This is a genomic window from Mycobacterium europaeum, from assembly GCF_034555895.2.
Taxonomy (GTDB): Bacteria; Actinomycetota; Actinomycetes; order Mycobacteriales; family Mycobacteriaceae; genus Mycobacterium; species Mycobacterium europaeum.
In genome coordinates this window covers 1,379,306-1,402,809 of sequence record NZ_CP157315.1, presented here as the reverse complement: position 1 = coordinate 1,402,809, position 23,504 = coordinate 1,379,306, and the positions used below count along the sequence as shown (strand labels likewise).

The 23,504-nt window shown below is 68.1% G+C and carries 23 protein-coding genes; 10 read left to right on the top strand and 13 right to left on the bottom strand.

Translation table 11 applies throughout. The features are described 5' to 3' along the window. Window positions 1-83: 83 nt before the first annotated feature. The gene (locus U8D42_RS06600) at window positions 84-1,571 is read right to left on the bottom strand and encodes a flavin-containing monooxygenase (RefSeq protein WP_322861201.1); all 1,488 of its coding nucleotides are present in this window, start codon (window positions 1,569-1,571) and stop codon (window positions 84-86) included. 319 nt (window positions 1,572-1,890) lie between these two features. Beyond that, window positions 1,891-2,133, bottom strand: coding sequence for an acyl carrier protein (locus U8D42_RS06595; protein WP_322861202.1), 243 nt, complete (start codon window positions 2,131-2,133; stop codon window positions 1,891-1,893). Between the two features lie 234 nt (window positions 2,134-2,367). Between U8D42_RS06595 and U8D42_RS06590 the strand changes: the two genes are divergently transcribed. Beyond that, window positions 2,368-3,120: a cutinase family protein gene (locus U8D42_RS06590; RefSeq protein WP_322861203.1), complete on the top strand. Its 753-nt coding sequence runs from the start codon at window positions 2,368-2,370 to the stop codon at window positions 3,118-3,120. Between the two features lie 12 nt (window positions 3,121-3,132). Here U8D42_RS06590 and U8D42_RS06585 read toward each other — a convergent pair whose 3' ends face one another. Genes U8D42_RS06585 through U8D42_RS06570 form a run of 4 tightly spaced genes read right to left on the bottom strand, consistent with a single transcriptional unit; the run spans window position 3,133 to window position 5,662 of the window. Further along, on the bottom strand, window positions 3,133-3,885 hold the full coding sequence (locus U8D42_RS06585) for an Rv3717 family N-acetylmuramoyl-L-alanine amidase (RefSeq protein ID WP_322861204.1): 753 nt from the start codon (window positions 3,883-3,885) through the stop codon (window positions 3,133-3,135). A 38-nt stretch (window positions 3,886-3,923) separates the two neighbouring features. Beyond that, entirely contained in the window at window positions 3,924-4,580 is a 657-nt protein-coding gene (locus U8D42_RS06580) for an enoyl-CoA hydratase-related protein (RefSeq protein ID WP_322861205.1), read from the bottom strand. After that, a complete protein-coding gene (locus tag U8D42_RS06575; protein WP_322861206.1) occupies window positions 4,577-5,203 on the bottom strand; it encodes a TetR/AcrR family transcriptional regulator in 627 nt (208 codons plus the stop codon). The genes U8D42_RS06580 and U8D42_RS06575 overlap by 4 nt, the downstream gene beginning before the upstream one ends. A 30-nt stretch (window positions 5,204-5,233) precedes the next feature. Next, entirely contained in the window at window positions 5,234-5,662 is a 429-nt protein-coding gene (locus tag U8D42_RS06570) for a DUF6636 domain-containing protein (protein WP_322861207.1), read from the bottom strand. A 72-nt stretch (window positions 5,663-5,734) separates the two neighbouring features. Between U8D42_RS06570 and U8D42_RS06565 the strand changes: the two genes are divergently transcribed. Then, window positions 5,735-6,904 (top strand): acyl-CoA dehydrogenase, encoded by a 1,170-nt coding sequence (locus U8D42_RS06565; protein WP_322861208.1) that lies wholly within the window; start codon window positions 5,735-5,737, stop codon window positions 6,902-6,904. Here U8D42_RS06565 and U8D42_RS06560 read toward each other — a convergent pair. Further along, entirely contained in the window at window positions 6,901-7,458 is a 558-nt protein-coding gene (locus tag U8D42_RS06560; RefSeq protein ID WP_322861209.1) for a TetR/AcrR family transcriptional regulator, read from the bottom strand. The genes U8D42_RS06565 and U8D42_RS06560 overlap by 4 nt on opposite strands. A gap of 248 nt (window positions 7,459-7,706) precedes the next feature. Here U8D42_RS06560 and U8D42_RS06555 point away from each other — a divergent pair, with 248 nt between their 5' ends. Beyond that, window positions 7,707-8,966, top strand: a complete 1,260-nt coding sequence (locus U8D42_RS06555) for a hypothetical protein (protein ID WP_431523863.1) — start codon at window positions 7,707-7,709, stop codon at window positions 8,964-8,966. Window positions 8,967-9,089: 123 nt separating this feature from the next. Next, entirely contained in the window at window positions 9,090-9,935 is an 846-nt protein-coding gene (locus U8D42_RS06550; protein WP_322861211.1) for an SDR family NAD(P)-dependent oxidoreductase, read from the top strand. Here the strand turns inward: U8D42_RS06550 and U8D42_RS06545 are convergent. The 3 genes from U8D42_RS06545 to U8D42_RS06535 form a co-directional block, all read right to left on the bottom strand. After that, the gene (locus tag U8D42_RS06545) at window positions 9,932-10,882 is read right to left on the bottom strand and encodes an SMP-30/gluconolactonase/LRE family protein (RefSeq protein WP_348636939.1); all 951 of its coding nucleotides are present in this window, start codon (window positions 10,880-10,882) and stop codon (window positions 9,932-9,934) included. The genes U8D42_RS06550 and U8D42_RS06545 overlap by 4 nt on opposite strands. A 165-nt stretch (window positions 10,883-11,047) precedes the next feature. After that, the gene (locus U8D42_RS06540) at window positions 11,048-11,806 is read right to left on the bottom strand and encodes an SCO6745 family protein (RefSeq protein WP_322861213.1); all 759 of its coding nucleotides are present in this window, start codon (window positions 11,804-11,806) and stop codon (window positions 11,048-11,050) included. A gap of 141 nt (window positions 11,807-11,947) precedes the next feature. Next, complete coding sequence (locus U8D42_RS06535) at window positions 11,948-12,274, bottom strand: nucleoside triphosphate pyrophosphohydrolase (protein WP_322861214.1); 327 nt, start codon at window positions 12,272-12,274, stop codon at window positions 11,948-11,950. 70 nt (window positions 12,275-12,344) lie between these two features. Here U8D42_RS06535 and U8D42_RS06530 point away from each other — a divergent pair, with 70 nt between their 5' ends. Next, a complete protein-coding gene (locus U8D42_RS06530; protein WP_322861215.1) occupies window positions 12,345-13,421 on the top strand; it encodes an HNH endonuclease in 1,077 nt (358 codons plus the stop codon). A gap of 35 nt (window positions 13,422-13,456) precedes the next feature. Here U8D42_RS06530 and U8D42_RS06525 read toward each other — a convergent pair whose 3' ends face one another. Next, a complete protein-coding gene (locus U8D42_RS06525; protein WP_322861216.1) occupies window positions 13,457-13,909 on the bottom strand; it encodes a VOC family protein in 453 nt (150 codons plus the stop codon). An 88-nt stretch (window positions 13,910-13,997) separates the two neighbouring features. Between U8D42_RS06525 and U8D42_RS06520 the strand changes: the two genes are divergently transcribed. From U8D42_RS06520 to U8D42_RS06500, 5 genes are all read left to right on the top strand, one after another. Next, the gene (locus U8D42_RS06520; RefSeq protein ID WP_322861217.1) at window positions 13,998-15,251 is read left to right on the top strand and encodes a cytochrome P450; all 1,254 of its coding nucleotides are present in this window, start codon (window positions 13,998-14,000) and stop codon (window positions 15,249-15,251) included. After that, window positions 15,252-16,451: a hypothetical protein gene (locus U8D42_RS06515; RefSeq protein WP_322861218.1), complete on the top strand. Its 1,200-nt coding sequence runs from the start codon at window positions 15,252-15,254 to the stop codon at window positions 16,449-16,451. A 46-nt stretch (window positions 16,452-16,497) separates the two neighbouring features. Continuing rightward, a complete protein-coding gene (gene ilvA, locus U8D42_RS06510) occupies window positions 16,498-17,718 on the top strand; it encodes a threonine ammonia-lyase (RefSeq protein WP_322861219.1) in 1,221 nt (406 codons plus the stop codon). A gap of 67 nt (window positions 17,719-17,785) precedes the next feature. Beyond that, window positions 17,786-19,189 carry a phenylacetate--CoA ligase family protein gene (locus tag U8D42_RS06505; RefSeq protein WP_322861220.1) on the top strand — a complete coding sequence of 468 codons (1,404 nt, stop codon included), beginning with the start codon at window positions 17,786-17,788 and terminating at the stop codon, window positions 19,187-19,189. Between the two features lie 57 nt (window positions 19,190-19,246). After that, window positions 19,247-20,251 carry an NAD-dependent epimerase/dehydratase family protein gene (locus U8D42_RS06500; protein WP_322861221.1) on the top strand — a complete coding sequence of 335 codons (1,005 nt, stop codon included), beginning with the start codon at window positions 19,247-19,249 and terminating at the stop codon, window positions 20,249-20,251. Here U8D42_RS06500 and U8D42_RS06495 read toward each other — a convergent pair. After that, on the bottom strand, window positions 20,241-21,851 hold the full coding sequence (locus tag U8D42_RS06495) for a WS/DGAT domain-containing protein (protein WP_322861222.1): 1,611 nt from the start codon (window positions 21,849-21,851) through the stop codon (window positions 20,241-20,243). The genes U8D42_RS06500 and U8D42_RS06495 overlap by 11 nt on opposite strands. Window positions 21,852-21,964: 113 nt before the next feature. Continuing rightward, complete coding sequence (locus U8D42_RS06490) at window positions 21,965-23,395, bottom strand: serine/threonine-protein kinase (protein WP_322861223.1); 1,431 nt, start codon at window positions 23,393-23,395, stop codon at window positions 21,965-21,967. Window positions 23,396-23,504: the final 109 nt, after the last annotated feature.

The window sequence follows — 23,504 nt, the reverse complement described above, 5'->3', positions numbered from 1 at the left end:
TTCACCGAATCGCCGACGTCCCATCGGCGACACGCGTCACTGGACCGGCCGCCTCCGCCAGGGGCTGTGTGACGGGTGTGGCGTTACGCGATCACGTAGTCGCTGAGCGGGAACGTCGCGGCTTCCCGCACCGAGTTCAGCGTCGACGTCGGCCGCAGCAGCGATGCCTCACCGCTGGGGCTGAAGTAGTAGGACCGCGACGTGGCGCAGTTGCCGGAGTAGAACACCGTGTTGTCCAGCCGTTTGGTCATCCGCGCCATGAACCGGTCGTTGGCCTCCTCGGTCACCTCGAAGGTCGTCGCGCCGCGGCGCTTGACCTCGCCGAGCAGCCGGTCCATGTGCCGCATCTGGTATTCGATGGTGTGGAAGAAGGACAGTCCGGAGAAGGCGAACGGGCTGGCCAGGCTCAGGAAGTTGGGGAAGAACGGCATGGTGACGCCCTGGTAGGCCTGGAACCGGGTCTCCCGCCACCACTTGCCGAGGTTGCGGCCCTTGCGGCCGACCACCTCGATGGCCGGGAAGTTGGCCTCCCACAGGTCGAAGCCGGTGGCCAGGACCAGGGTGTCCACGACGGTCTTGCGCCCGTCGGTGGTGACGACGCCGTCCGCCTCGATCCGCGCGATCGAGTTGGTCTCCAGGTGCACGTTGGGCTGGGTGAATGCGCGGTAGAAGGCGTTGGAAAAGGTCGGCCGCTTGCAGCCCAAGTCGTAGTCCGGCGTGAACTTCTTGCGCAGTTCCTTGTCGCGGATCCACCGGAACCGGTTGATCTTGGCCAGGTCGGAGGCGGAGATGTTGCCCCGTCCGTGGGACTCTTTGAAGTGCAGCGCCCCGACGACCATGATGATCTCGAGCAGGACGTCGGTCACCCACCGCAGCGCACGCTGGGCCGCCGGCACCCGGGCGAACAGCCGCCGCACCCCCGGGGAGAACCCGAAGTCCAACTTCGGCAGCACGTGGGTGGCCGTGCGCTGGTAGACGGTCAGCTCCGCGGCCTTTTTGGCCAGCTCCGGGATGACCTGCACCGCCGACGCCCCGGTCCCGATGACCGCGATGCGCTGTCCCCGATAGCGGTGGCCGTGGTCCCACGCGGTGGTGTGGACCACCTTGCCCTCGAAGCTGGCGACGCCCGGGATGTCCGGCATGCGCGGCTGGGACAGGAAGCCCGTGGCGGTGATCAGAAAACGGGCCGTCAGGGTCTCCCCGCCGGCCAGCGCCACCCGCCACACCGCGGCGTCCTCGTCCCACTGGGCGCCTTCCACCGTGGTGTTGAACCGCATCTTGTTGCGCACGTCGTACTTGTCGGCGACGTCCTCGGCGTACTTCTTCACCTCGGCGCCCGGCGCGAACAGCCGCGACCAGTCGGGGTTGGGCTCGAACCAGTAGGAGTAGGTGGTCGACGGGATGTCGACGGCGATCCCCGGGTAGTGGTTGACGTGCCAGGTACCGCCCAGGTCGTCCTCGCGCTCGACGATGACGAAGTTGTCGTATCCGAGGCGCTTGAGCTGGATCGCGGCACCGATGCCCCCAAAGCCCGCGCCGACGATGACGGCGTCAAAAAGGTTCGTGTTCACACCCTGCTCCGTGCTCACTTGCTCTTGCTCCGCGCTTACCCACAAAGAACTTTCATTTATCTTACGAAATTCTAATAGAGCTGTGCGTAGGGCGCGTGCGTGTTTGCCGGCATGTGACCTTGCCGACATCAATGTGCGAGCCTGGCAATCGGCGATCGCGTCGCGATCGTGCCGCACAACGACCGCCATGCCATGCAGCTGACGCAGGGAAGACGGCCGTTTGGGAGGACGGTCGTGCGGATGGCGGAGCGCATGACCGCCCTCCGACTAAAGTTCTTGCCGCAGGGGCGAACCTGCGACGCGGCGCGTTGCCGGTGTCTCACCGTGCGGCCGGCCCGGCCGGGGCCGTCGTCTGCAGGTGGCCCAGGAACTCGTGGCAGCGCCGGGCACGCTCGGAATCCTGGGCCATCATCTCGCTGAAGAACGATGCGACGTCGTCCATGCCTGCGTTTTTCGCGTCGCGCACGTATTGGCCGTAGTCGTGTCCCGCCTTCAGCGAGTGGTACTGCACGGAGATAAGATCGAACGTCACGTCGTCGAAACCCGTTTCATCCGTAGCCATGTCATCACCTATCCGTCTCGTCAGCGTGTCCGCCGGACCGGCTACCCTCGGAAGCCGACACCAAACGGCGGCCCGGGGCAGCTTCGTTAGATGGCGTTTGTCCCCCGGACCGTTCGCTGGACGACGTAATCGGTGGCCCGACACGCGGCGCTCATCCGACGCTTGTTGCGGCGCCTAGGTATACAGGAAACAATGACGATTGTTCGCCAGGTTGACAGTTTGGGAGGGGTCCGCATGGGCATCAGTCGCGGCATGATCGCACGTCACTTCGTCCGTTCCCTAGCTCCAGCAGTCGCCGCCGCCTCCGGCCTCGGCGCCTCGGCCCTCGTCGGTTCCGCCCTGCCCACCGCCGCCGCCCAATGCCCGGACGTCCAGGTGGTCTTCGCCCGCGGCACCGGCGAAGCCCCCGGCGTCGGCCCCACCGGACAAGCCTTCGTCGACGCGCTGCACTCCCGCGTGGGCGCCAAGTCCTTCGACGTCTACCCGGTCAACTACCCCGCCAGCGACCAATGGGACACCGGCGTCGACGGCATCAGAGACGCCGCGGCTCATGTCAATTCGATGGCCCACGACTGCCCCAACACCAGAATGGTGCTCGGCGGCTACTCCCAGGGCGCGGCCGTGATGGGCTTCGTCACCTCACCCTCGGTGCCCGACGGCGTCGACCCCAACACCGTGCCCAAGCCCCTGGACCCCTCGGTGGCCAGCCACGTCTCCTCGGTCGTGCTGTTCGGCATGCCCAACGTGCGCGCCATGAACTTCCTCGGCGAGCCGCCGGTGGTCATCGGCCCGGCGTATCAGGACAAGACCATCAAGGTCTGCGCCACCGAAGACCCGGTCTGCTCCGACGGCATGAACTTCGCCGCCCACAACACCTACGCCGACGACGGCGCCATGATCGACAAAGGCGTCGCCTTCGCCTCCAGCCACCTCGACGCGGGCACCAGCGGCGCCGGGGCGCCCCCGGTCCGGGGCTTCAGCGGCTGAGCGACCGCTCGGCTACTGGGCGCCTTTGGCGTTCAGAAAGTTGACGATCCCCTGGGTGACCGCGGCGGCGTACCTCGCCCGGCCGTCGGGGCTTTGCATGCGCGCGGCGTCGGCGGCGTTCTTCATGTTGCCGAGTTCGACCAGGACGGCCGGGTACTGGGCCAGGTTCAGCCCCGCCAGGTCGTCGCGGCCGTACAGGCCGCCCGACCCGATGTAGTTGGCGGGCTGGAAACCGGCCTGCGACAGCGCATCCCGCATGGTGGTGGCCAGCTGCACGGCCGGGCCGGCCTGGACGTCGTTCAGCGGCGGGCTGGAATAGTTCACGTGGAATCCGCTGCCCGAGGCCGGTCCCCCGTCGGCGTGGATGCTCACGATCGCGTCCGGGCGCATCGCGTTGGCGGCCGCCGCGCGTTGGTCCACGCACGGGCCGACGGAGTTGTCGTTGTCGCGGGAGAGTTGGGTACGCACGCCCATCTGGTTCAGCGACTCGCTGATCAGCGTCACGACGGCCCAGGTGAACGCGTGCTCGGGGTAGCCGTCGGCGGTGGCGGCGCCAGAGGTCTGGCAGGCCTTGGTCCCGCCGCGCCCGTTGGGGACCTGCTGGTTGATCGAGGCGTCGTTGACGCCGTTGTGCCCGGGGTCGAGGAAGACGGCCGCCCCGGTCAGGCCGGCGTGGGCGCGGGGTGCGCTCAGCAGCGCGCCGGCACCGAGCAGCGCCGGCGCGAATCTCAGCACGTCGCGGCGCGAAACGGGTCCGAGACTCACCGCGCGATGGTAGCAATCGGCGCGGCGTCACCGACCGCTCAGACGTCGGTGAGCGCCCGCGCCGCGGCGCGGAACATCGTCTGTTTGATCGCGCCGAGCGTGCCGGGGTCCTTGCCGCCCAGCGGGCGCAGCAGGCCGGTCGCCGCCTCGGTCACCTCGCCCTCCGCGGCGGTCGCGTCGACGATGCCGAACTCGGCCGCCTCGTCCCCACCGAACCGCCGGCCGGTCGTCATCGAGGCGACCGCGGCGCGGGGCGTGAGCTTGGCCTGAATCAGCGCGGCCATGCCATCGGTGAACGGGATGCGGATGTCGACCTCGGGGAAGCAGAAGAATCCCCGGTCGGCGCGCATGACCCGCACGTCGTGGGCCATGGCCAGCATGGCGCCGGCGCCGAAGGCGTGCCCGGTGATCGCGGCGGCGGTCGGCATGGGGAAGGTCAGGACGCGGGCCAGCAGCGCCTGCACCCGCGCGACGTAGTCCTGGGTCTGCTCGGCGTGCGCGCCCAGCCAGTCCAGATCCAGCCCGTTGGTGTAGAACTTGCCACCCGCGGTGGTGACCAGCCCCTGGGCGCCGGCCTTCTCGATCTCGTCGAGGCGCTCGGTGACCGCGTCGAGAAACCCTGGGGAGAACCGATTCTCGTCCTCGCCGAGGTGCAGCACCGCGATCTTGTCATCCCAACCCAACGTCGGTGTCATGTCCCGTCCTTTCCTCTGGTGTGGCGCCGGGGTTCCCCGGCGCCGAGCACGGCGGTGACCGCGGCGCGCAACCGTGCGCGCGCGTCGGGGTCGTCGATTCGGTTGCGGCGCAACAGGATCGCTGTCGGCAGGTCGACAAGGCACATGGTGACGACGTCGACGGCCGCCGCGTCCTTGCGGTCCCACAACAGGCGGGCCAGCCGGATCATCGACTCCACCAGCAGCCGGTCCAGGTCACGCAACTGTGCGGCGATGTCGGGCGGCGTCTGCGGGCCCAGCAGCTCCTCGCGCCGCACGGTCAGCAGCAGGCGCGACGATGCCGGGTGGTCGTGGGCGAAGACCGCCGGGGCCTCGGCCGCGGCCACCACGGCGGCCACGGCGTCGCCCTGCGGTGCGGCGTCGATCAATTCGGCTTGCACGCCCAGGAATCGGTGCCCGGCCCGCAGCCACGCCCGCCCGACGAGCCCGGCTCGCGAGCCGAACGCGTGATACAGCGCGCCGTTGGACACGCCGGTCGCGTCGCCGACGGCCCTGATCGTCACCGCGGCGGGCCCGGCCTGCACGGCCAGCCGTTCGACGGCATCCAGGATCTGATCCTGGTCGTGAACCCGGGGACGCGGCACGCCCACCACAGTAACAGAGCGGTTGCTCTGTTACTTCGTGGTGTACGACGTGCGCGAAATCCGGAAGAAGTGGCCGGTTGAGGAGTCGGTGCAGGTGACGGCGGCGGCCTCGCTCGTGCAGCTGAGCGCGGCCACGGACCGCGTCTCACCGACCGGGAGCGTCGGCAGCCCGATCCCGCGCGTGGTGTCCGTGTGGCAGACCATGGCCGGTGAGCTGCCCTGCACCAGGTCGATCTGGTCACCAAACGCCCCGACGCAGGACCGCGGGCGGGGCGGCATCACGTAGCTGGGGTCCGCCACCCCGCAGGACGCGCGGGGCGCGTCGCCTCCGAACGCCGCCATCACGCACGTGACGTCGCCCGAGGGCGACTGGAACTGCTCGAACGGATCCGCGTGCGCGACGGCCACCGGCCCCACCGCGACCGCGACCACGGTCGCCGCCAGGCGCTTGGCTTTCATGCTGCAGTTGTAGCCCTTTTCAGCCGACAACGGTACCTGGACCGTACAAAAAAGTATGGTACGGTCGGCGCCATGTCCGTGGTCGACGACCGGCAGCTGCACGGCATCACCGACGACTTCGTCGCCCGGCTGGGCGAGCGCGCCGAGGAGGCCGAGCGGCTGCGCCGGCTACCGGCGGCGACCGTCGACGAGTTCCGGCGGACCGACCTGTTCCGGCTGCTGCTGCCGGCCCGCTTCGACGGCATCCAGGCGTCGTTTCCCGAACTGCTGCAACCGATTCGGCGCATGGCGCACGGCTGTGCGTCCAGCGCCTGGACACTGGGCTTCTACGCCCTGCACAACTGGATGCTCTCGCTGTTCGACCTGCGGGCCCAGGAGCAGGTGTTCGCCTCGGGGCCGGTGCTGGCGCCCGCTCCCCTGGCCCCCACCGGCCGCGGCACCCCGGCCGACGGCGGCGTGCGCCTGACCGGCCGGTGGTCGTGGGCCACCGGCGCGATGGACGCCGACTGGGTGATGGTCGGGGCGCTCGTGGAGCGGCCGGACCGGATCGACCCGGCGCTGGTGCTGGTGCCCGCCGACCAGGTCGAGGTCGCCGACACCTGGCACACCGCGGGCATGCGGGGCACCGGCTCCCACGACGTCGTCGTCACCGACGTGCTCGTCCCCGAGCACCACCTGGTCTCGGTGGCCGACATCTACGCCGGGACGGCGCCGGGCGCGCGGGCCCATGACGCCCCGACGTATCGGTGGCCGATGGTGCCGGCCCTGGCGCTGGTCGCGTCGATGCCGGTGCTCGGCGCCGCCGAACGGGTCGCCGAGCTGTTCGCCGAACGGCTGGGCGGCCGGGTCCTGGCGTACAGCGGTGCGGCGCAGAAGGATCAGCCGGCCGCCCAGATCCGGCTCGCGAGCGCGCGCGTGCGGCTGCGCGCGTTGCGGGCGCTGGTCGACGAGACCGCCGGCGGCATCGAGGACCTGGTGGTCCGCGGCGAACGGGTGAGCCGGGCGGTGCGGGCCGACGCGCGGCTGGCGGCCGCGCACACGGTGCACGAGAGCAAGGCGATCATCGCCGACCTGGTGGAGGCCTCCGGCGCCAGCGCGCAGTTCCTGTCGAATCCGATGCAGCGCTTCAAGCGCGACGTGGACATCGCGGCCGGGCATGTGGTGTTCGACTACGACGTGAGCCGAGAGTTGGCCGGGGCGTTGGCGATTGGCGCCAAGATCTCCCCGATCGCGATGGTCTAATCCTTGAGCATCAGCTCGAGGAATTCCTCCCGCTGCGCCGCCTTTTGTGCCTGCTGGGCCGAGTCGGCCAGGTGCAGCAGCCCGATGCCGGCGGCGAAGGTCAGCTGGGCGCGCAGCCTGGCGTCGTCGGGGCTGAAGCCGTAGTCGCTGTACGCCTTCGTCACGGCGCGCAGCAGGCGCCGGTCGGCCGCGCGGACGTTGGCGGCGGCGGCCGGGTCGGTGCGGGCCCATTCGCGCATCGCGCGTTCCAGCGTCCAATGCCCCGGACTGGTCAGCGCCGCCATCATGGCCGACAGGCGTTCCCGCGGCGGCAGCGCGTCCAGCTCGGCCAGCGACTGCCGGTCCTGTTCCAGGAAGGTGTTCCACGAGTCGACCAGCGCGGCGCGGTAGCTGTCCATGTCGTCGAAGTGCCAGTAGAAGCTCCCGCGGGTGACCCCGGCCTGCTGGCAAAGGCGCTCGATCTTCAGCGCGCGCACCCCCTGCTCGGCGAGCAGCGTGTAGCCCGCCTGCAGCCAGTCCTCCACGGACAGGCGGGGGGTCTTACTCGCGGGCACACCTGAAGGTTACGGGTGATTTGATCGCTCGCAGGGTGGGTTATCCGGCGGGGTCTAGGGTTTGCTCGCGGCCGTCGCTGCAGGCCGGCTCCCGGCGTCGGTGAATTCCTGCCAAACACACGGCGAAGGGAAGCGGTGTGCCCGGCACAGGGGTGTAACGTCCCGATTTGCTAGCCGACAAATTCCTGTTAACTGTTGGCCGCATTTGCCAGGCCGAAGGATCAGGGGGCGCCGTGAGCACGACCGACATGTTCGACGTGTCGGCCGGGACCGATGCCGACGAGGTCGTGGTCGCGCTGCACGACGAGGCGCTGCTGCTGGGCGGGGATCCCGCCGCCGTCGAGTCCTACCTGACGCGGCTGCGTTCCATCGCCGGGCCGGGCATGCGGGTCGCCGGGATCGACGCCGCCTCGCTGGCGAGCGGGCTCGTCGGGGTGGCCGCCCTGCTGGCCGACTGCGGCAAGTACGTGCAGCTGCATCGCGACGCCGTGGACGCGCTGAAGGAAGGCAACCTGGTTCCCCTCGGCGAGGGGTTCTTCCGGCTGGCGACGGGCGTCGACGCCGGGGAGCTGCTGGCCTCGCTGCAGTGGCAGCCCGCGGTGCTGGGTGCCGAGGCGATGATGTCGGCGCAGATGATCGCCGTGCAGGTGGCGCTGAAGTCGGCGGTCGCGCAGGTGGAGGACGCGGTCCGCCGGGTGGAGGACAAGGTCGACGCGGTGCTCGACGTCGCCCGCGCCCAGCGCGCCGGCGATGTGCTGGGCAACCACCTGACCATTTCGCGGATGGTGGACTCGCTGGAGAAGTATGGGTCGCTGCCCGAGGCGTACTGGGATTCGGTGGCCGTCCTGGGCCCGGCGCTCAACGTCACCGTCGAGCAGCTGCGCAACCACGTCAGCCGCATGCTGGCGTCCTTCGACCCCGGGCTGCCCGTGCAGCAGCGCGCCGAGCGGCTGCGGAATGCGTTCGAGGACAACCGGCTTGGCGACGCGCTGAGCCTGCTGGTGATCACCGAGGAATCGCTGCACAAGTGGCAGCGGCTGCACCTCGCCCGCATCGAGTCGACGCAGCCCGAGCACCTGCTGCGGGCGATCGACGAAGCGCGCGAGCTCGTCGACCATCACCTGCGCGAGGACATCGAGATCTACCAGAAGGCGAAGGAAATCCTCGACCGATTCGCGAAGTCCCATGCGGTCGACGGTTTTCGCATCCGGTCGGTGCGCGAGCTGGCCAAGCAGCGCGACGCCCTGCGCGACGAGCTCGACCGTTTCGCGGAGGCCCGCCGGCATCAGGTCGAGACCTGGGAGGACTTCCACATTCCGAGCTTCTTCGACGCCGCCATCGCCACCTTGGAAGCCGCCGGTTCCATTACCGGCCAGGCGCTGGTTGGCGTGGGCCGGGGGCTCGTGTGGTTGGGCTCGCACGTCGTCGAGCCGTTCCGGGGCAAAGCCACCGAGGAACCGCCTCAGACCAGCAGTTCTGTACTCGAGGAACATCAGTCGGCATCCTGACCGGGCGGCGACGCTTTCGGGCGGGCGCGATGAGTCGTCGTTGACTGCGGGCAAGGCCGCCTTGATACTCCACCAGTACGGCCGTTCCGCGGCTGAACCGGTTGGGGCGCAAAGGAGGTCGGCGTGATCGATTTGGGGCTCTCGGGTAAGCGTGCGGTGGTCTCCGGTGCGGGCTACATCCCCGAGCGCGCGGGCCACGGCTGGTTCACGTCGTTGGCCCTGGCCGAAGCGGGCGCCGCGGTGGCCTGCATCGACATCGACGAGCAGCGCGCGGAGCAGGTCGCCGGCGAGATCGTCGCCCGGGGCGGCACTGCCGTCCCGATCGTCGCCGACATGACCGATCCCGAGCAGGTCGGCCGGGCGATCGACGACGTCGAGGCAGCGCTGGGCGGTATCGACGTGTGCGTCGACATCATCGGCGGCGCGACCTGGTCGAAGGTCGAGGACTTCACCACCGAATTGTGGGACGCGGCAATCCACTACAACCTGACCCAGGTGTTCTACCTTTTCCAGGCCGCGGCACGGTACATGATCGCCCAGGGCAGCGGTGGATCGCTGGTGGCGATTGCCTCGGTGGACGGCATCGCCTCGGCGACCTACCACGCCGCCTACGGCGCCGCCAAGGCCGGCGTCATCTCGCTGGTCAAGACGTTCGCCGACGAGCTGGGCCGGTACGGCATTCGCGCCAACGCGGTCGCGCCGGGCAATGTGGGCTCCGGCAACGAGGATCAGCCGCCGAACGAGTACGCCGTCAATGGGATCAATCCGCTGGCGGCGCCGCGCGCGCATGACGTCGCCAACGCCGCGCTGTTCCTGTCTTCTGAGCTGGCCGCCCGCATCACCGGCCAGACCCTGGTCGTCGACGGCGGTGCCACCATTCGGCAGCTGTGGGGGTTGGGCGAGTCGATGATCCCTTCGGACCCGGGCGCGGCGCTGCCGGACTTCATGAGGCCCGGGCCGTCGGGCTAGCGCTGGTGGATTAGCGGCAGGCCGGGCACCGAGCTTCTGCCCTTGAGGACGTACGGGGCCGTGATCGAGCCGATGTAGATGTCGCGCATGTCTTTGCCGCCCCAGGCGATGCTGGTGGGGCCGTTTAGGAGTGCTCCGTCGGGGTCTTCGATGACGGTTGCCACCTGGCCGTCCGGGCGGATCGCAACGATGCTGTTGGCGAGAACCAGTGTGACCCAGAGGTTTCCCTCGGCGTCGAACGCGCAGCCGTCGGCCATCCCCCACCGGCGGCCGACCTCCGGGTCGGCCAGGAACCGGCTGGCGTCGGGGCCGTACTCGTCGGGGCGCCTCTCACCCAGCGGGGGGCTGTATTGCTCTGGTGCCCCGAGTGTTTCGCCTTCGATGGGAAACCGCACCACGTCGGCGGCCAGCGTGCGGACCACGTACAAGAAGTCCTCGTTGCGGTCGAGCGCCATACAGTTCGGGAAGTTCACCGCCTCGGCGACCACTTGCGCTGACTGGCGGTCCGGCGCGACGCGAAAGATGAACCCGTCGGCTGTCCCGCGCGCGATGGTATCCAACAGGTCGTCCGCCATCGTGCTCACCGAACACCACAGGGCGCCAGTCGAATCCACGCACACAAAGTTCAGCCATCGCAAACGGTGTCCATCGAGTTGTCCGGTCAATATCGCCGTGATCTCGCCGGTCACTGGGTCGAGGTCCTGCAGCACGCCCAGGCCCCAGTTTGCGATCAGGAAGTGGCCGTTGTGGTCGACCGCGATGCCGTTCGGCTCACCGCCGGCCCGGCCGATGTGCCGGACGGTGTGCTCGTCAATGAGTTCGGCGACGGCTGAGGCCTTGTCGGAGGCGAACACTCGACCGTCGCCGGCCACCAGAACGTGTTCTGGGCGATCTACGCCGCGCCCGACGGGCTTTAGACCGGTCAGCTCGATCGGGGTCTTTGCCATTTCGCTCATCGTTGCCTCGCCTGGGCGTGTGGAAAGCCGACTGTCAGGGTAGTGCGTTGGCATCACACCTGTCACAGCGATCGCCGCTGTCAACGATTAGGCGAAATGCCCACCTCTGAGCGACTTTTCAGCGACACGCCAGCGGCGATGATCGCTGCCGGCCGTTCAGGTCGCGGCAGAGGCCTTTAGCGCCTCCAGGGCACCGGCGCTGAGCCGCGCGAGTTCACCGGCCTCATCCGGGGTGAGGGCGGTCGCGAAAATCTCGGCCATCCGGCGGTTGGTCGCCTCCTCGACCTCGGCGTACCGCTCCTTCTTGTCCGCGCCGTCGGCGAACGGCTCGGGCCAGCCGAACATCGCGGCGTACTGGTGCCCCTTGTTCAGCATGTGCGCTTCGATGGGGGTGATACCGGAAATCGTGAGGGCATTGAAATGCACACCGCCGCGCAGCTCACGCAGGATCTGCATGACCTGCAGCGCCCGCGCGGGCGCGTCGTCGGCCAACGGCATGGTGCGCCAGCCCGCATACAGCGGCAGGCCCCCGTCCGGTGTCACCGCGATGATCTTTTCCCCCAGCGCCGCGATGCGGTCCAGCCCTTCAGCGCCGGCCAGGTGCCTGCGGCCGAAGCCGGCGAACTGCTCCCAGTACACCTCGGCCGCGCCGCTCGCACCGCGGACCGCGACGCCTTCCTCCCACATGCCCCGCAGGAAGGCGGGCTCGAACGCCACGAACACCGAACTGACCGCGACCCCGGTGGCCTCGCCCAGCACCCCGCCGCGGCCGGCAACGTATCCGGCGAGCGGGTTCTGGTAACCGGCCGCGATGCTTTCGGCGAACGTCTCGGGGTGCAGCATGAACACCGCGACCGCTTGTTCGATGGGCGGACCCGCGGCGACGGCGGCGTCGAGCACGTCGTTGTGACTCATGGCTTTTCTCCTCATCAGGCAATCGGTTCATGCCGGTGTCCCATGCGGCGTGGGTCGCACGCTACACCTGGCGCTCGACAGTGACCACGCTGGCACCAGCGGCTCTCCGACCGCCAGGCACCGGCACTTCGTCAGCAGCCGCTATCCCTCCGGGTTCGGCTCGACGCCGTCCAGCCACAGCCGCATGCCGAAGCCTCCCTTCTCCGCGCGCTTCTGCCGCGCGGCATCGACGATGCCCGCGAACGTGACGTGCCGTTCGGCGGCAATCGCCGCGACGACTTCGAGGACGTCGGCGGCTTCTTCCATGAGGGCGTCGGTGGCCGTCGCGGCGATGAGTTCGTCGACCTCTTCGCGCAGTTTGTCGTACAGCGCCCGGCGGTATGCGCCCTCGGTAAGCGTGATGACGTGGGGTGTGCGTCCGGACGCGCGGATGATGTCGGGAATCTTGTCCCGGACGAGTTTGCCCACGCTATCCCTCTCCCTCGCAATAATGTGGTGGTGCCGTTCTACCTCCCAAGGCTGACATCGAGGTTTGGCCATGGACGGTGACGCGGTCGATCCGCTGCTACTCGGGCAACGAGTGGTCGCGATCCTCGAGACCGGTCTGCGCACTGCAACCTACAAGCTCGCCACGCTGATGACCTTGATCGACCACTGCATCGAGAACATGCCCGACCGACCAGGCGATGCGCTGCGGGTGCCGCTCCCCGATCTGGCGCATCGTGTGCTGGAGATCTACTGGCAGCAAGTGCGGCCGTTCGACGGCCAAGAGCTGCGCCAGTCCACCCAGCCACGCGCTCGAATCCTCGCCGCCACAAATTCGTTGCGTCAGGCGGCCGGGTTCGCTCACACTGGCGCGTCGGTGGACGTCGCCATGTCGCGCGTGCCTGTCGCGTATCGAAGCGCCGTCGACGAGATCACCCTGTGTCTCGCGCAGCAACCGTTGCATCGGCTGCAAAAACTGCCTGGCTCTTCAACGAGCGATCCTTTCCTCTACGACGACTCTTTTCTGCACGATCAGGTATCACGATCGGCGCTGCGGGCGCATGGCGACGCCATCGAACTGAAACCCGGAGTAGCACACAGCCTCGCTCGGCTCGCCGGGCTGCTCAAGCCCGCACTGGAGATCATGTGGGTCGACGACGTGCGCCGAATGAATAAATTTCTCTACGACAAAGTTCCCGACGTCGCGGGCCACCTGTTCGGTCGTGAACGCACCGCCCTGGCCGCCGTCCGCCAGCCACTCAAAGAAGCCTTCGGCCCGCACTGTTTCTACTGCAGCACGCACCTGCCGCCGAACAATCCGGTGGACCATGTGCTTCCGTGGTCGCTGGTGGGCATCGATGGTTTGGCCAACCTGGTGTTGGCATGCGCGCGCTGCAACGGCGACAAGAGTGGTGCATTGCCTGCGGTGTCGATCGTGGACCGTGTCCTGGGCCGCAACCGAGATGTCCTCGAGCGCATCGCCGCCCAGATTGAGTGGCCGACGCAGCATGACCGGGTCGTGGCCGCGGCGCACGGCATTTTCCGCGTGCAGCCCGCAGGTGTGCCGACGTGGGCGGGATATAAGCGGACCGAGCTCCTCGATATCGCCTTTCCGCTGTCGTGGGCGTAAACATGTACTTCCCGCCGCGCGTCTCGCCACCCGGTTTACGGCCGAGGCGGCAACGCCGACAACCACCCATCCGAAAGCAGTTCCAGCAGCTGCCCGTCGGGATCCCGGATCATCGCCATCGCCTCGGTCACGGTCGCGTCGACGACCGCTCCCCCGAACTCCACAACCCGTTCTAACGCACCAGGAAGATCGGACACCGAAAACGAGATGTGTGTCAGCCCAATCTGATCCATGACGCGTTCCGACCCGGCATGAACCTGACGTTTCGAGTAGTCCATGAGCTCGAGCACGAACCCGTCGCGCACCAGATACGTCGCGTGCACCCCGAGCGGCTCGGGAAGCTGGACAAGCTTGGCGGTGGGGCCGTCGGGCGGATCCAGCTCCCACCAGAATTGGAACCCGAGCACGTTCTCGTAGAACCGCCGCGACCGCTCGCGATCGGAGACACACAATCCGACGTGGTTGAAGGTCGTCCGGTGACTACTCATCGTGGCCTTTCTCGACGGAACCCACGAGCGTAATAATGCAAAGATAGTGCAGATAGCCGAGCGCCCGGAATGGTGGAGGCCCGACCAGATGACAACCCGTCCCGACGTCACCGAAGACGCCATCGTCGACTTCGACCACCACTCCGACGCCTTCAACCTGAACGAAAACGCCGTCAACACCGAGCTGCGCCAGAGATGCCCCGTCGCCTGGAACACCAACTACGACGGATTCTGGTACCTCAGCAGCTACGACGCCGTCAGCCGCACGGCCAGGGACGGCGACACCTTCGCCCACAAGTACGAGCCCCACGCCGCAGACGGCGTCGACTACCAGGGCGAGATGGGCGTCCCGCGGCCCGAAGGGCAGCCGGCCCTGGGCATCGGCGAGGTCGACGGCCCCTACCACCAAGCCCTCCGGCACGCGCTGGCCCCGTTCTTCTCCCCCGGCGCCGTCCAGAAGCTCAAGCCCTTCATGGAACAAAAGGCGCATGAGTTCCTCGACCAAAAGATCGAGGACGGGCGGATGGACCTCGTCCTGGACTACGCGAGCCCGGTCCCGGCCATCCTCACGATGAAGCTGATGGGCCTGCCCCTCGACAACTGGCACCTCTACGCCAACCTCTTCCACTCCGTCATGGCCGTGCCGCAGGACAGCCCGGAGTACCTCGACGCCATCGCCAAAGTCCCCAACATGATGGAAGAAGTCCTCGAGTACGCGGCCGGCAGACGAGCCAAACCGGAAGACGACCTGACCAGCTTCCTCCTCCAGTTCGAGTTCGACGGCCGGCGCCTCACCGACGAACAGCTGCTCAACATCCTGTGGAACCTCATCGGCGGCGGCGTCGACACCACCACCTCCCAAACCGCGCTGACGCTGCACCACCTGGGCACCCACTCGGCGCTCAGACAACAACTCATCGACCGCCCCGAGCTCTACCGCACCGCCACCGACGAATTCCTGCGCTACTTCTCGGTCAACCAAACCCTCAGCCGCACAGTCACTCACGATGTCGAACTCAACGGCCAACGCCTGCGCAAGAACGACAGAGTCGTCATCAGCTGGCTCTCGGCCAACCACGACGAAAAGGAATTCCCAGAGCCCGACGAGATCATCCTGGACCGGACCCCCAACCGGCACGTCGCCTTCGGGCTCGGGCCGCACCGCTGCATCGGATCCCACCTAGCAAGGCTGATGGCCGAAGTGATGGTCAAAGCCGTCCTCGACCGCATCCCCGGCTACCAAGTCGACGTCGACAACGTCCACCAGTACCTGGGCAACCCCAGCATGACCGGGCTGGGCAAGCTGCCCGTCACCTTCACCCCCGGAGCGAAGCGAGGCTAGATGCCAGACAGCGCTCGCAGACCCGCCAACCCCATCACGCAACTACTCGGGCCATTCACCCGCACCGGCGGCTTCTACGCCCGCTCCTGGGGCACCTACCTGGATCGTCAGCCCGACGAGCTACCGGTGGCCCGACCCACCATCGCGCTCGCCGCGCAGGCATTCCGCGACGAAATCCTGCTGAGCGGCTTCAGCCTGCTGCGCCGAGCCCCCGACGCCGAAACGCTCGAACGAATCAACACAGAAGTGATTGCCGCACAAGGCTTCTACAAAGAAAAGGGCTGGCTCGACAATTCCGAGGGATTCTTCGCCCCGCCCCCACCGCCCACCGACGTGACGATCAAGCGGGTGAGCAGCATGGGACGCAACTACGAGCGGCTGTCCTTCGACAGCGACTACGAGCCTCATGCGGGCGAACCCGGCCGGGAACGCTGGCAAAGCTACACGGGGAACAACCGCGAGTACGCCCTGCTGTTCCGGCATCGCCGGCCGCGGTCCTGGCTGGTCTGCATCCACGGCGCCGAGATGGGCCGCGCCGCACTCGACCCGATGCTGTTTCATGCCTGGCACCTCTACCGGGATCTCGACCTCAACGTCGTGCTACCGGTACTCCCCCTGCACGGCCCCCGCGCAAGCGGCGGACCGAAGTTCCCCAGCGAGGACGTGCTCGACGACGTCCACGGCGCCGCCCAGGCGGTCTGGGACATCCGACGGCTGCTCACGTGGATCCGCGCGCAGCAGCCCGACGCCCCGATCGGGGTCAACGGCATCTCCCTCGGCGGCCTGATCTCGTCGCTGGTCGCCAGCCTCGACGATGGCCTCACCTGCGCCATCCTGGGCGTGCCGGCCGTCGACCTGGTGAACCTGGTCGGCCGCCACGCCGGGCTCAGCGGCCACGCAGCCCTGCGCCGCACGATGAACTCGGCCCAACCCCTAGGCCGGATGATCTCGCCGCTGGCACTGACCCCGCGCGTACCGAAAGAGGGCCGCTTCATCTACGCCGGCATCGCCGACCGGCTGGTACACCCACGCGACCAGATCACCCGACTCTGGGAGCACTGGGGCAAACCCGAAATCCAATGGTACCCAGGCGGTCACACCGGATTCTTCCGCTCGCGACCGGTGCAGCGCTTCATCGACGACGCGCTAGTGCAGTCGGGGCTTGTCGACCCGCCACGGTCACAACGCAAAAGGTACTGAGCCAGTGGATAATCCGGGCGCCGACCCGCAAGCTGCGAGTCTAGCTGTGGAGTTGCTGACGCTCGATCAGATCTACACGGCGGCAAGTCGGCTGAGCGCGGTAGTGCGCCAAACGCCGGTCATCGCGTCGCGAATGCTGTCGCATCACACGGGCGAACAGGTGTGGCTCAAATGCGAGAACCTGCAACTCACTGGGTCGTTCAAGACCCGCGGGGCCTACAACCGGATCGCCAATCTCAGCGCCGAGGAGCGGGCCCGCGGTGTGGTAGCGGCCAGCGCAGGCAACCACGCGCAGGGCGTCGCGTGGGCCGCGACCCAGCTGGGGATCGCATCGACGGTATTCATGCCGATCACCGTCCCGCTCCCAAAACTGGCGGCCACCAAGGCTTATGGTGCGCAAGTTCACCTGATCGGCGACACGGTCGACGACGCACTGGTCGCGGCGCGTGAATATTCGGAGCGTCACGACGCGGTCTTCATCCACCCGTTCGATCACGCCGACGTCGTCGCCGGCCAGGCCACCGTCGGGCTAGAGATCCTCGAGCAGATTCCCGATGTTGCAACCATCGTCGTTCCGACTGGCGGCGGAGGCCTCCTGGCCGGAATTGCCACTGCGGCACACTTTCTGGCGCCACACGTCCAGGTCATCGGAGTGCAGGCCGCCAACGCGGCCGCTTGGCCGGCTTCGTTGGCCGCCGGACATCCCGTGCGGTTGGAGTCGATGTCGACCATGGCCGACGGCATCGCCGTGGCCTTGCCCGGAGCCATCCCTTTCGCCCATGTCCACGCATTCGGCACCTCGATTCAGACGGTCAGCGAAGAGGCGCTCTCGCGCGCGCTGTTGCTGTGCATGGAACGCGTGAAACTCATCGTCGAACCGGCCGGGGCGGCGGCCGTGGCGGCGCTGCTGACCCGGGCACCCGAACTCGGCTTGCACGGCCCCGTTTGCGCGGTCTTGTCCGGCGGCAATATCGACCCACTGGTGTTGACCCACGTGATCACTCACGGCCTGCGCGCGGCCGGGCGCTATCTCGCGGTCGAGGTCACCATCCCGGACCGCCCCGGCGGGCTCAGCAGGCTACTCGACGTGCTCAGCGCGAGTGGCGCCAGCGTGCTCGACGTGGTGCACTCGCGTACGGCACGCAAGCTGGCACTGGACGAAGTCGAGGTGAGGCTTACCCTCGAGACCCGGGGTCAGGCACACCGCGAGGAGGTGTTGGCCGCCCTGGCCGGAGCCGGATTCGTCGTCTCCGTCGAGGACAATTAGCGAGCGTGACGATCACTAGCGTGACTAGTTGCCGGCCCGCCGAATCCAGTTGCCAGGAGGATCATGCATGCGAGCAAAATTGCAGGTCATCCCTGCGAAGTTAGGCTTGCTCAAGATCGCTTGGGAGGCTTGGCATTTCCGCCGGGGCGATGACAAAAGCATCTCGCGCCGCCAGCAGGCCCGACTCGAAGATATCGTCCGGCATGCTCGAATCGCGTCACCGTACTACCGGAATCTGTACCGACACCTCGAGCCCGGGCCGGTCAAACTGGCATCACTGCCGATCGTGACGAAGCGCGACCTCATGGCGCATTTCGATGACTGGGTCACCGACCCGGCCATCAGCCTCGAATCGCTGCGGCGCGACTTTCTCGCGGACCACTCGCTGGTCGGCGCCCGTTACCTGGGGCGCTATCACGTGGCGACGACATCGGGAACGAGCGGCGACCCGGCCATCCTGATTCACGATGACGCCTCGTGGGCGCTGTTTCACTTCGTGGGCCGGCGTGGAGAACTGCGATTCATCGCTCGCCGGGACCTTCTGTTCGGGGTCCTGCGGCGCGGAGTGCGCGCCGCCGCGTTGTTTGTCACCGACGGGCACATCGGCGCATCCGCCGCGCTGGAGTCTGCCCGGCGCCGCAGCCGATTCCTGGCGGAACGTGCTCGGATGTTCTCAGTGCTGCGGCCAGTTTCGGAATTGGTCGCAGAGATCAACGCTTTCCAACCGACGGTGCTCGAAGGCTACCCGAGCGCGTTGGCACTGATGGCGAGCGAACAACGGGCGGGCCGACTGACGATTCGACCACTGCTGGCCATCACCTCGGGGGAGCACCTGACTGCCACGCTGCGCGCCGACATCGAGTCGACGTTCGGCTGTCCGGTCCAGAATCGCTATGCGTCAGCTGAATGTCCGGGATTGTCAATGGAATGCGCGCACGGCCTGTTCCACGTCAACAGTGATTGGTATGTCCTCGAGCCGGTCGATGAAGATTATCGTCCCGTCGCGCCGGGCGTTGTCTCCCATACCGTTCTGGTCACCAACTTGGCTAACCGGGTGCAGCCGCTGATCCGCTACGACCTCGGTGACCGGGTGAAGCTGACCGCTACCCCGTGTGCGTGCGGCAATCGGCTGCCGGGGATCACGGTAGAGGGACGCACCGGCGACCTGCTCTCGTTCGATGCACCAGACGGGACGTCGGTCACCGTGCTGCCGCTCGCGCTCGGGACTGTCGTCGAGGAAACCCCCGGCGTGCGCCGGTTTCAGGTGATCCGCACCAGCCCATTGGCTGTGACCGTGCGATTGGAGATGTGGCCTGACGCCGACCCGGTGCAGGTCCGGCATGCCGTCGACCAGCGGCTGGAAGCGTTCTTCACGACACAGGGAGCCGCACCGGTAGCCGTGGAACACGCGCCCGAGCCGCCCGCCGCCGACCCTAGAACCGGCAAGTTTCGGCAGGTGTGCTCAGCCTGATAACGGCTCCCGCCCGGTCCCGTACCGCCTCCCACCGCCCGGTAGAGTCACGAACTCGTGCAGATCGCAGTGACAGGTGGCACCGGATATCTGGGTGCGCACGTCGTCCGTGGCCTACTGAATGCCGGCCATCAGGTGCGGCTCTTGGCCGAACCCGGCTGGGACAATCCCGAACTGCTGCGCAGGTTTTCCGAAGTCGGCTCGATAACCGTGCTCACCGCCGATGTTCGCGAGTCCGACACCGTGGCCACGCTCCTGGAGGACTGTGACGCCGTGCTGCACGCGGCTAGCGTGGTCGGGACCGACAACCGGCGCGAGAAGCTGATGTGGGAGATCAACGCGTTCGCGACCGAGTCGGTCCTGCGTCAGGCCCACGACCGCGGCCTGGACCCGATCGTCACGATCAACAGCTACAGCTCCCTGTTCTCGCCGGCGGTGCCGGTGATCGGGCCCGACACTCCCACCGCGGCGGGCAGGTCGTCCTACGCCAAGACGAAGGGCTACGCCGATCGCGCGGCCCGGCGGCTGCAAGACGAGGGGGCGCCCGTTGTCATCACCTATCCGTCCAGCGTGGTCGGTCCGGCCTTGATGACAGCCCCCGGTATCACCGAACAGGGCTGGGCGCCGATCATCCGCGCGGGTGTGGCGCCGCGACTGCGGCACGCCGGAATGATGATGGTTGACGTGCGTGACGTCGCCGATGTGCATGTCGCGTCGATGCGGCCGGGCCACGGCCCCAAGCGGTACGTGTGCGGCGGCGTGATGCTGAGCTTCGACGAGATGATCGGCGCGCTCGAGGCCGGCTCCGGACGTCACATCAGGCGAATTCCGGTGACCGGCGGAATGTTTCGGGCCCTGGGCAGGATCGCCGACGCCGTCGGGGACCTACTGCCACTGGGGGCCGGATTCAGTTTCGAAGCGGCACAACTGCTCACCGCGGCGACACCGACCGACGACTCCCGCACCCTGGCCGAACTCGGGGTGACCTGGCGCTCGCCGCGCGAGGCGATCATCGCGACGTTCGCGCCCCGCAGCGGAGAAGAAGCCTCGTTCAGGCCGTAACGCCGGGAGTCGCCGCCAGCAACCGGTCGAACGTGTCGGCGAAGCCGTCGACGATCGCCTCATGTTCGGGCACAAGGGTTTTGTCGCAGGCGATGCCCACGGTCACGTCACCGTTGTAGGTGAAGATGCCGAAGCTCATGGGCTGGTTGCCCGACACGGGTGCCCACCCGACGATGCCCTCCACCTTGCTGCCGGCCAGGTACACCGGCATCGGCGGGCCGGGCACATTGGTGAGCGTGCCGATCGTGCGGTTGGTGAACAGGTCCACCGACGCTTCATAGATCTGCCTGTTGAACCCGGCGATGGTCTCCTGCAGGCGAAACGCCACGGCCGCCTCGTGGCCGTGCTTGATCCGGTTCATCCGCCGTTTGGCCACGGCCAGCACCCGCAGGGGATCGGGCTGATCGGTCGGCAGTTCGAGTTGCACGAGGGCGAACTCGTTTCCGAGATTGTCGGGCAGCGTCACGTCGACCGGCTTGAGGTTGACCGGGACCATGAAGGTCACCGCGGAGCACCGGGCGTGTTGGGCCTCGAGGTAATGGTGCAACGCCCCGGCCACACACGTCACCAGCACATCGTTGACCGTGCACCGGTTCGCCCTGGCGACGGCCTTCACCTTGGCCAGCGGGATCGGCTCCGACCATGCCACCGCTTTGTCGAGGCCCGCGGTACCGGTCCACAGGGTCGCGTCGTTGCGGGTGCCGACCAGCAGTTTGCGGACCGTGTCCAGGTCACCGGGCGCCGACGAGAATACGTCGACCAGCGCGCCGCTGCCGGGCACCGCCGCCCGCAGGGTCGCGCGGACGGATTCGGCGATGTCGGACACCGCCGCCCGCGCCGACATCGTGATCGTGTGGCCGGCGCCCACCGGGTTCTCCGCCGCCAAGCGACCGAAGTCGTTGGCACGAGCGAGCATTCGAGGCAGTCCGGCCGCGGTCGTCACGGCGCCTGCCGCCATGCCCGTCGCCCGTCCGACCGGGTCGCCCAGCATCTCATCGACGATCGACCTCGCGCGCCGCGCCGTGCCCGCCGCCCGCACCGCCGCGGTCCGCAACCGGTCCTTCATCGGCCGCCCCGGCGGGTGGGGCCGCACCGCGTGCTGCACCACGTCGGGACCACGGATGGGCCCTCCCTCGGGCGACGCGTCGAACAGGCTCATCGCCAGCTCGACCATGCGCATGCCGTCGGCGACGGCGTGGTGGGTCCGCATGATCATGGCGCTACCCTCCCGGTAGCGGTTCACCCAAATGCTTTTCCAGAGCGGCTTTTTGCGGTCGAGCATTTCGGTGTGGTGACTTGCCACCAGTGCCTGCAACTCGCGGCGGTCGTCGGGGTCGGTGAGGTCCACGACCGTGACGTGCTGCCCGAAGTCGAAGTCGTCGTCGATTTCCCACCACCACGAGCCGTCGGAGTCCTTGACCGCCAGGCTGCGGAACACGGGGTAGCGGTTGGTGAGGCGCTCCTCGATGACCCGGCGCACCCGGTTCCAGTCGAGCGGATCGGCCGTCCAGACCACCGTGTCGACGACCATGAGGTTGATGGGGCGGTCCATCTCCAGCCACAGGGCGTCCTGGATGCCGAGCCGGCGTCGCTCTGCCACCTTGCACCTCCACGACCTGCAGGTACCCGAGTCTCCATCCACGGCCGGGATACGGCCAGAGGACAAGGTCCCCTTCTCGGGAGGACTGTGCAATCGCGAGTCGTCCCTGGTGTTTACGACGCCGTCGCGTACTGCAACACCGGTTCCGACGAATCGACGTGGCCGAAGCTGATGATCCGCAGCCGGTTCGGGCGCACCTCATAGCGCACGCCGTTCACCGGGTTGGTGACGTCGAACCCGTCCCCGGCGCGCTCGGCGTTGGACAGCTCGATGTGCGCCCCGTCGCGGATCCGTTCGCCGCGATAGTAGTAACTGCCGCTGAGGTTTTCGCACACCACGGCCAGCGACTGGGCGGTCCGCACCACGGCCGCCGGCGGATTGCCCGGGTCGCAGCGGGCCGGCTCGCCGACGAACCCCAGCCCGTCGGCGCCCCGCACCGGGGCCGACAGCGTCGGTGTCTTCGGCGGCGGCGAACTCGACGGAGCGGGCGAGACGTTCGAAGCCTGCGGCGGCGGCGCGCCGTGGTCGACAAACGCCGACACCAGCGCCACGATCAGGCCCGCGATCACCAGCAGCACCGCGGCCCCGGCCACCACCAGCGGCAACCGCCCGCCAAGAGGCCGATGCGCCGTCGGCGGAGGCGCTTCCGCGGGTGGATACGGGCTGGAGCCGGTGTCGTCGGGATTCGGATAGACCGTCGCGAAGGGCCGGGTCCCCAGGGGCCCACCAGCGGCGCCGACCGCCGCCGGCTGGTACACCTCGGACACAGCCTCGCCGGCCGCCCGGGCCAGTTCGCCCGCGGATCCGAACCGCGCCGTCCGCTGTTTGGCCATACCGCGGGCGATCACGTCATCGAAGGCCCGGCCGATACCGCGGCGCATGATGCTGGGCCGCGGCGCCGGCGACAACAGGTGCGCGCTCTTCAGCTCGGCCGGGCCCGCGCCCTCGAACGGCGGCTGGCCGGTGAGGCATTCGTAGAGCAGGCAGGCCAGCGAGTACACGTCGGTCTGCGGTCCCACCCGGCCGGTGGTGAACCGCTCGGGCGCCATATACACGCGCGAGGCGTCGGCGTGGCCGACCCCGAAGTCGACGAGGTACGCGAAGTGATCCGGGGTGAGCAGCACGTGCTCCGGCCGCACACCCAGGTGCACCAGCCCGGCGGCGTGCGCGGCATCCAGCGCCCGCGCCACCTGCCCGACGATCGACGCCGCCCGCGGCGGCTCCAGCGGCCCCCGCTCGCGCAGCAGGTCCCTGAGGCTGCCACCCTCGACCGGGTGCATGTCGACGAAGAAAACCCCGTCGATCTCGCCATGGTCGTGCACCGGGATGACGTGGGGCTCCCGCAGCCGCGACGCGATCGCCAACTCGCGCCGAAAGCGTTGCTGGAAGCCGGTTTCCGCGGACATCGAGGCAGGCAGCAGCTTCAGGGCGACCGTGCGGTCCTTAGCGGTGTCGTACGCCCGGTAGACCTCCCCCGTCGCGTCCGTCCCGATCAGCGATCGCAGCTCGTAGGGCCCGAACCGGGTGCCAAGCCGCGAGGTCAACGGGCAGTCCTTTCGATGCGTCGAACAAGTCCAGCCCGCGGGGTTCCCCAATCCGCCGCCGGCCTAACGTGGGCCGGCTCACGCGTGCGCGGGCACCGGCACCAGAGGA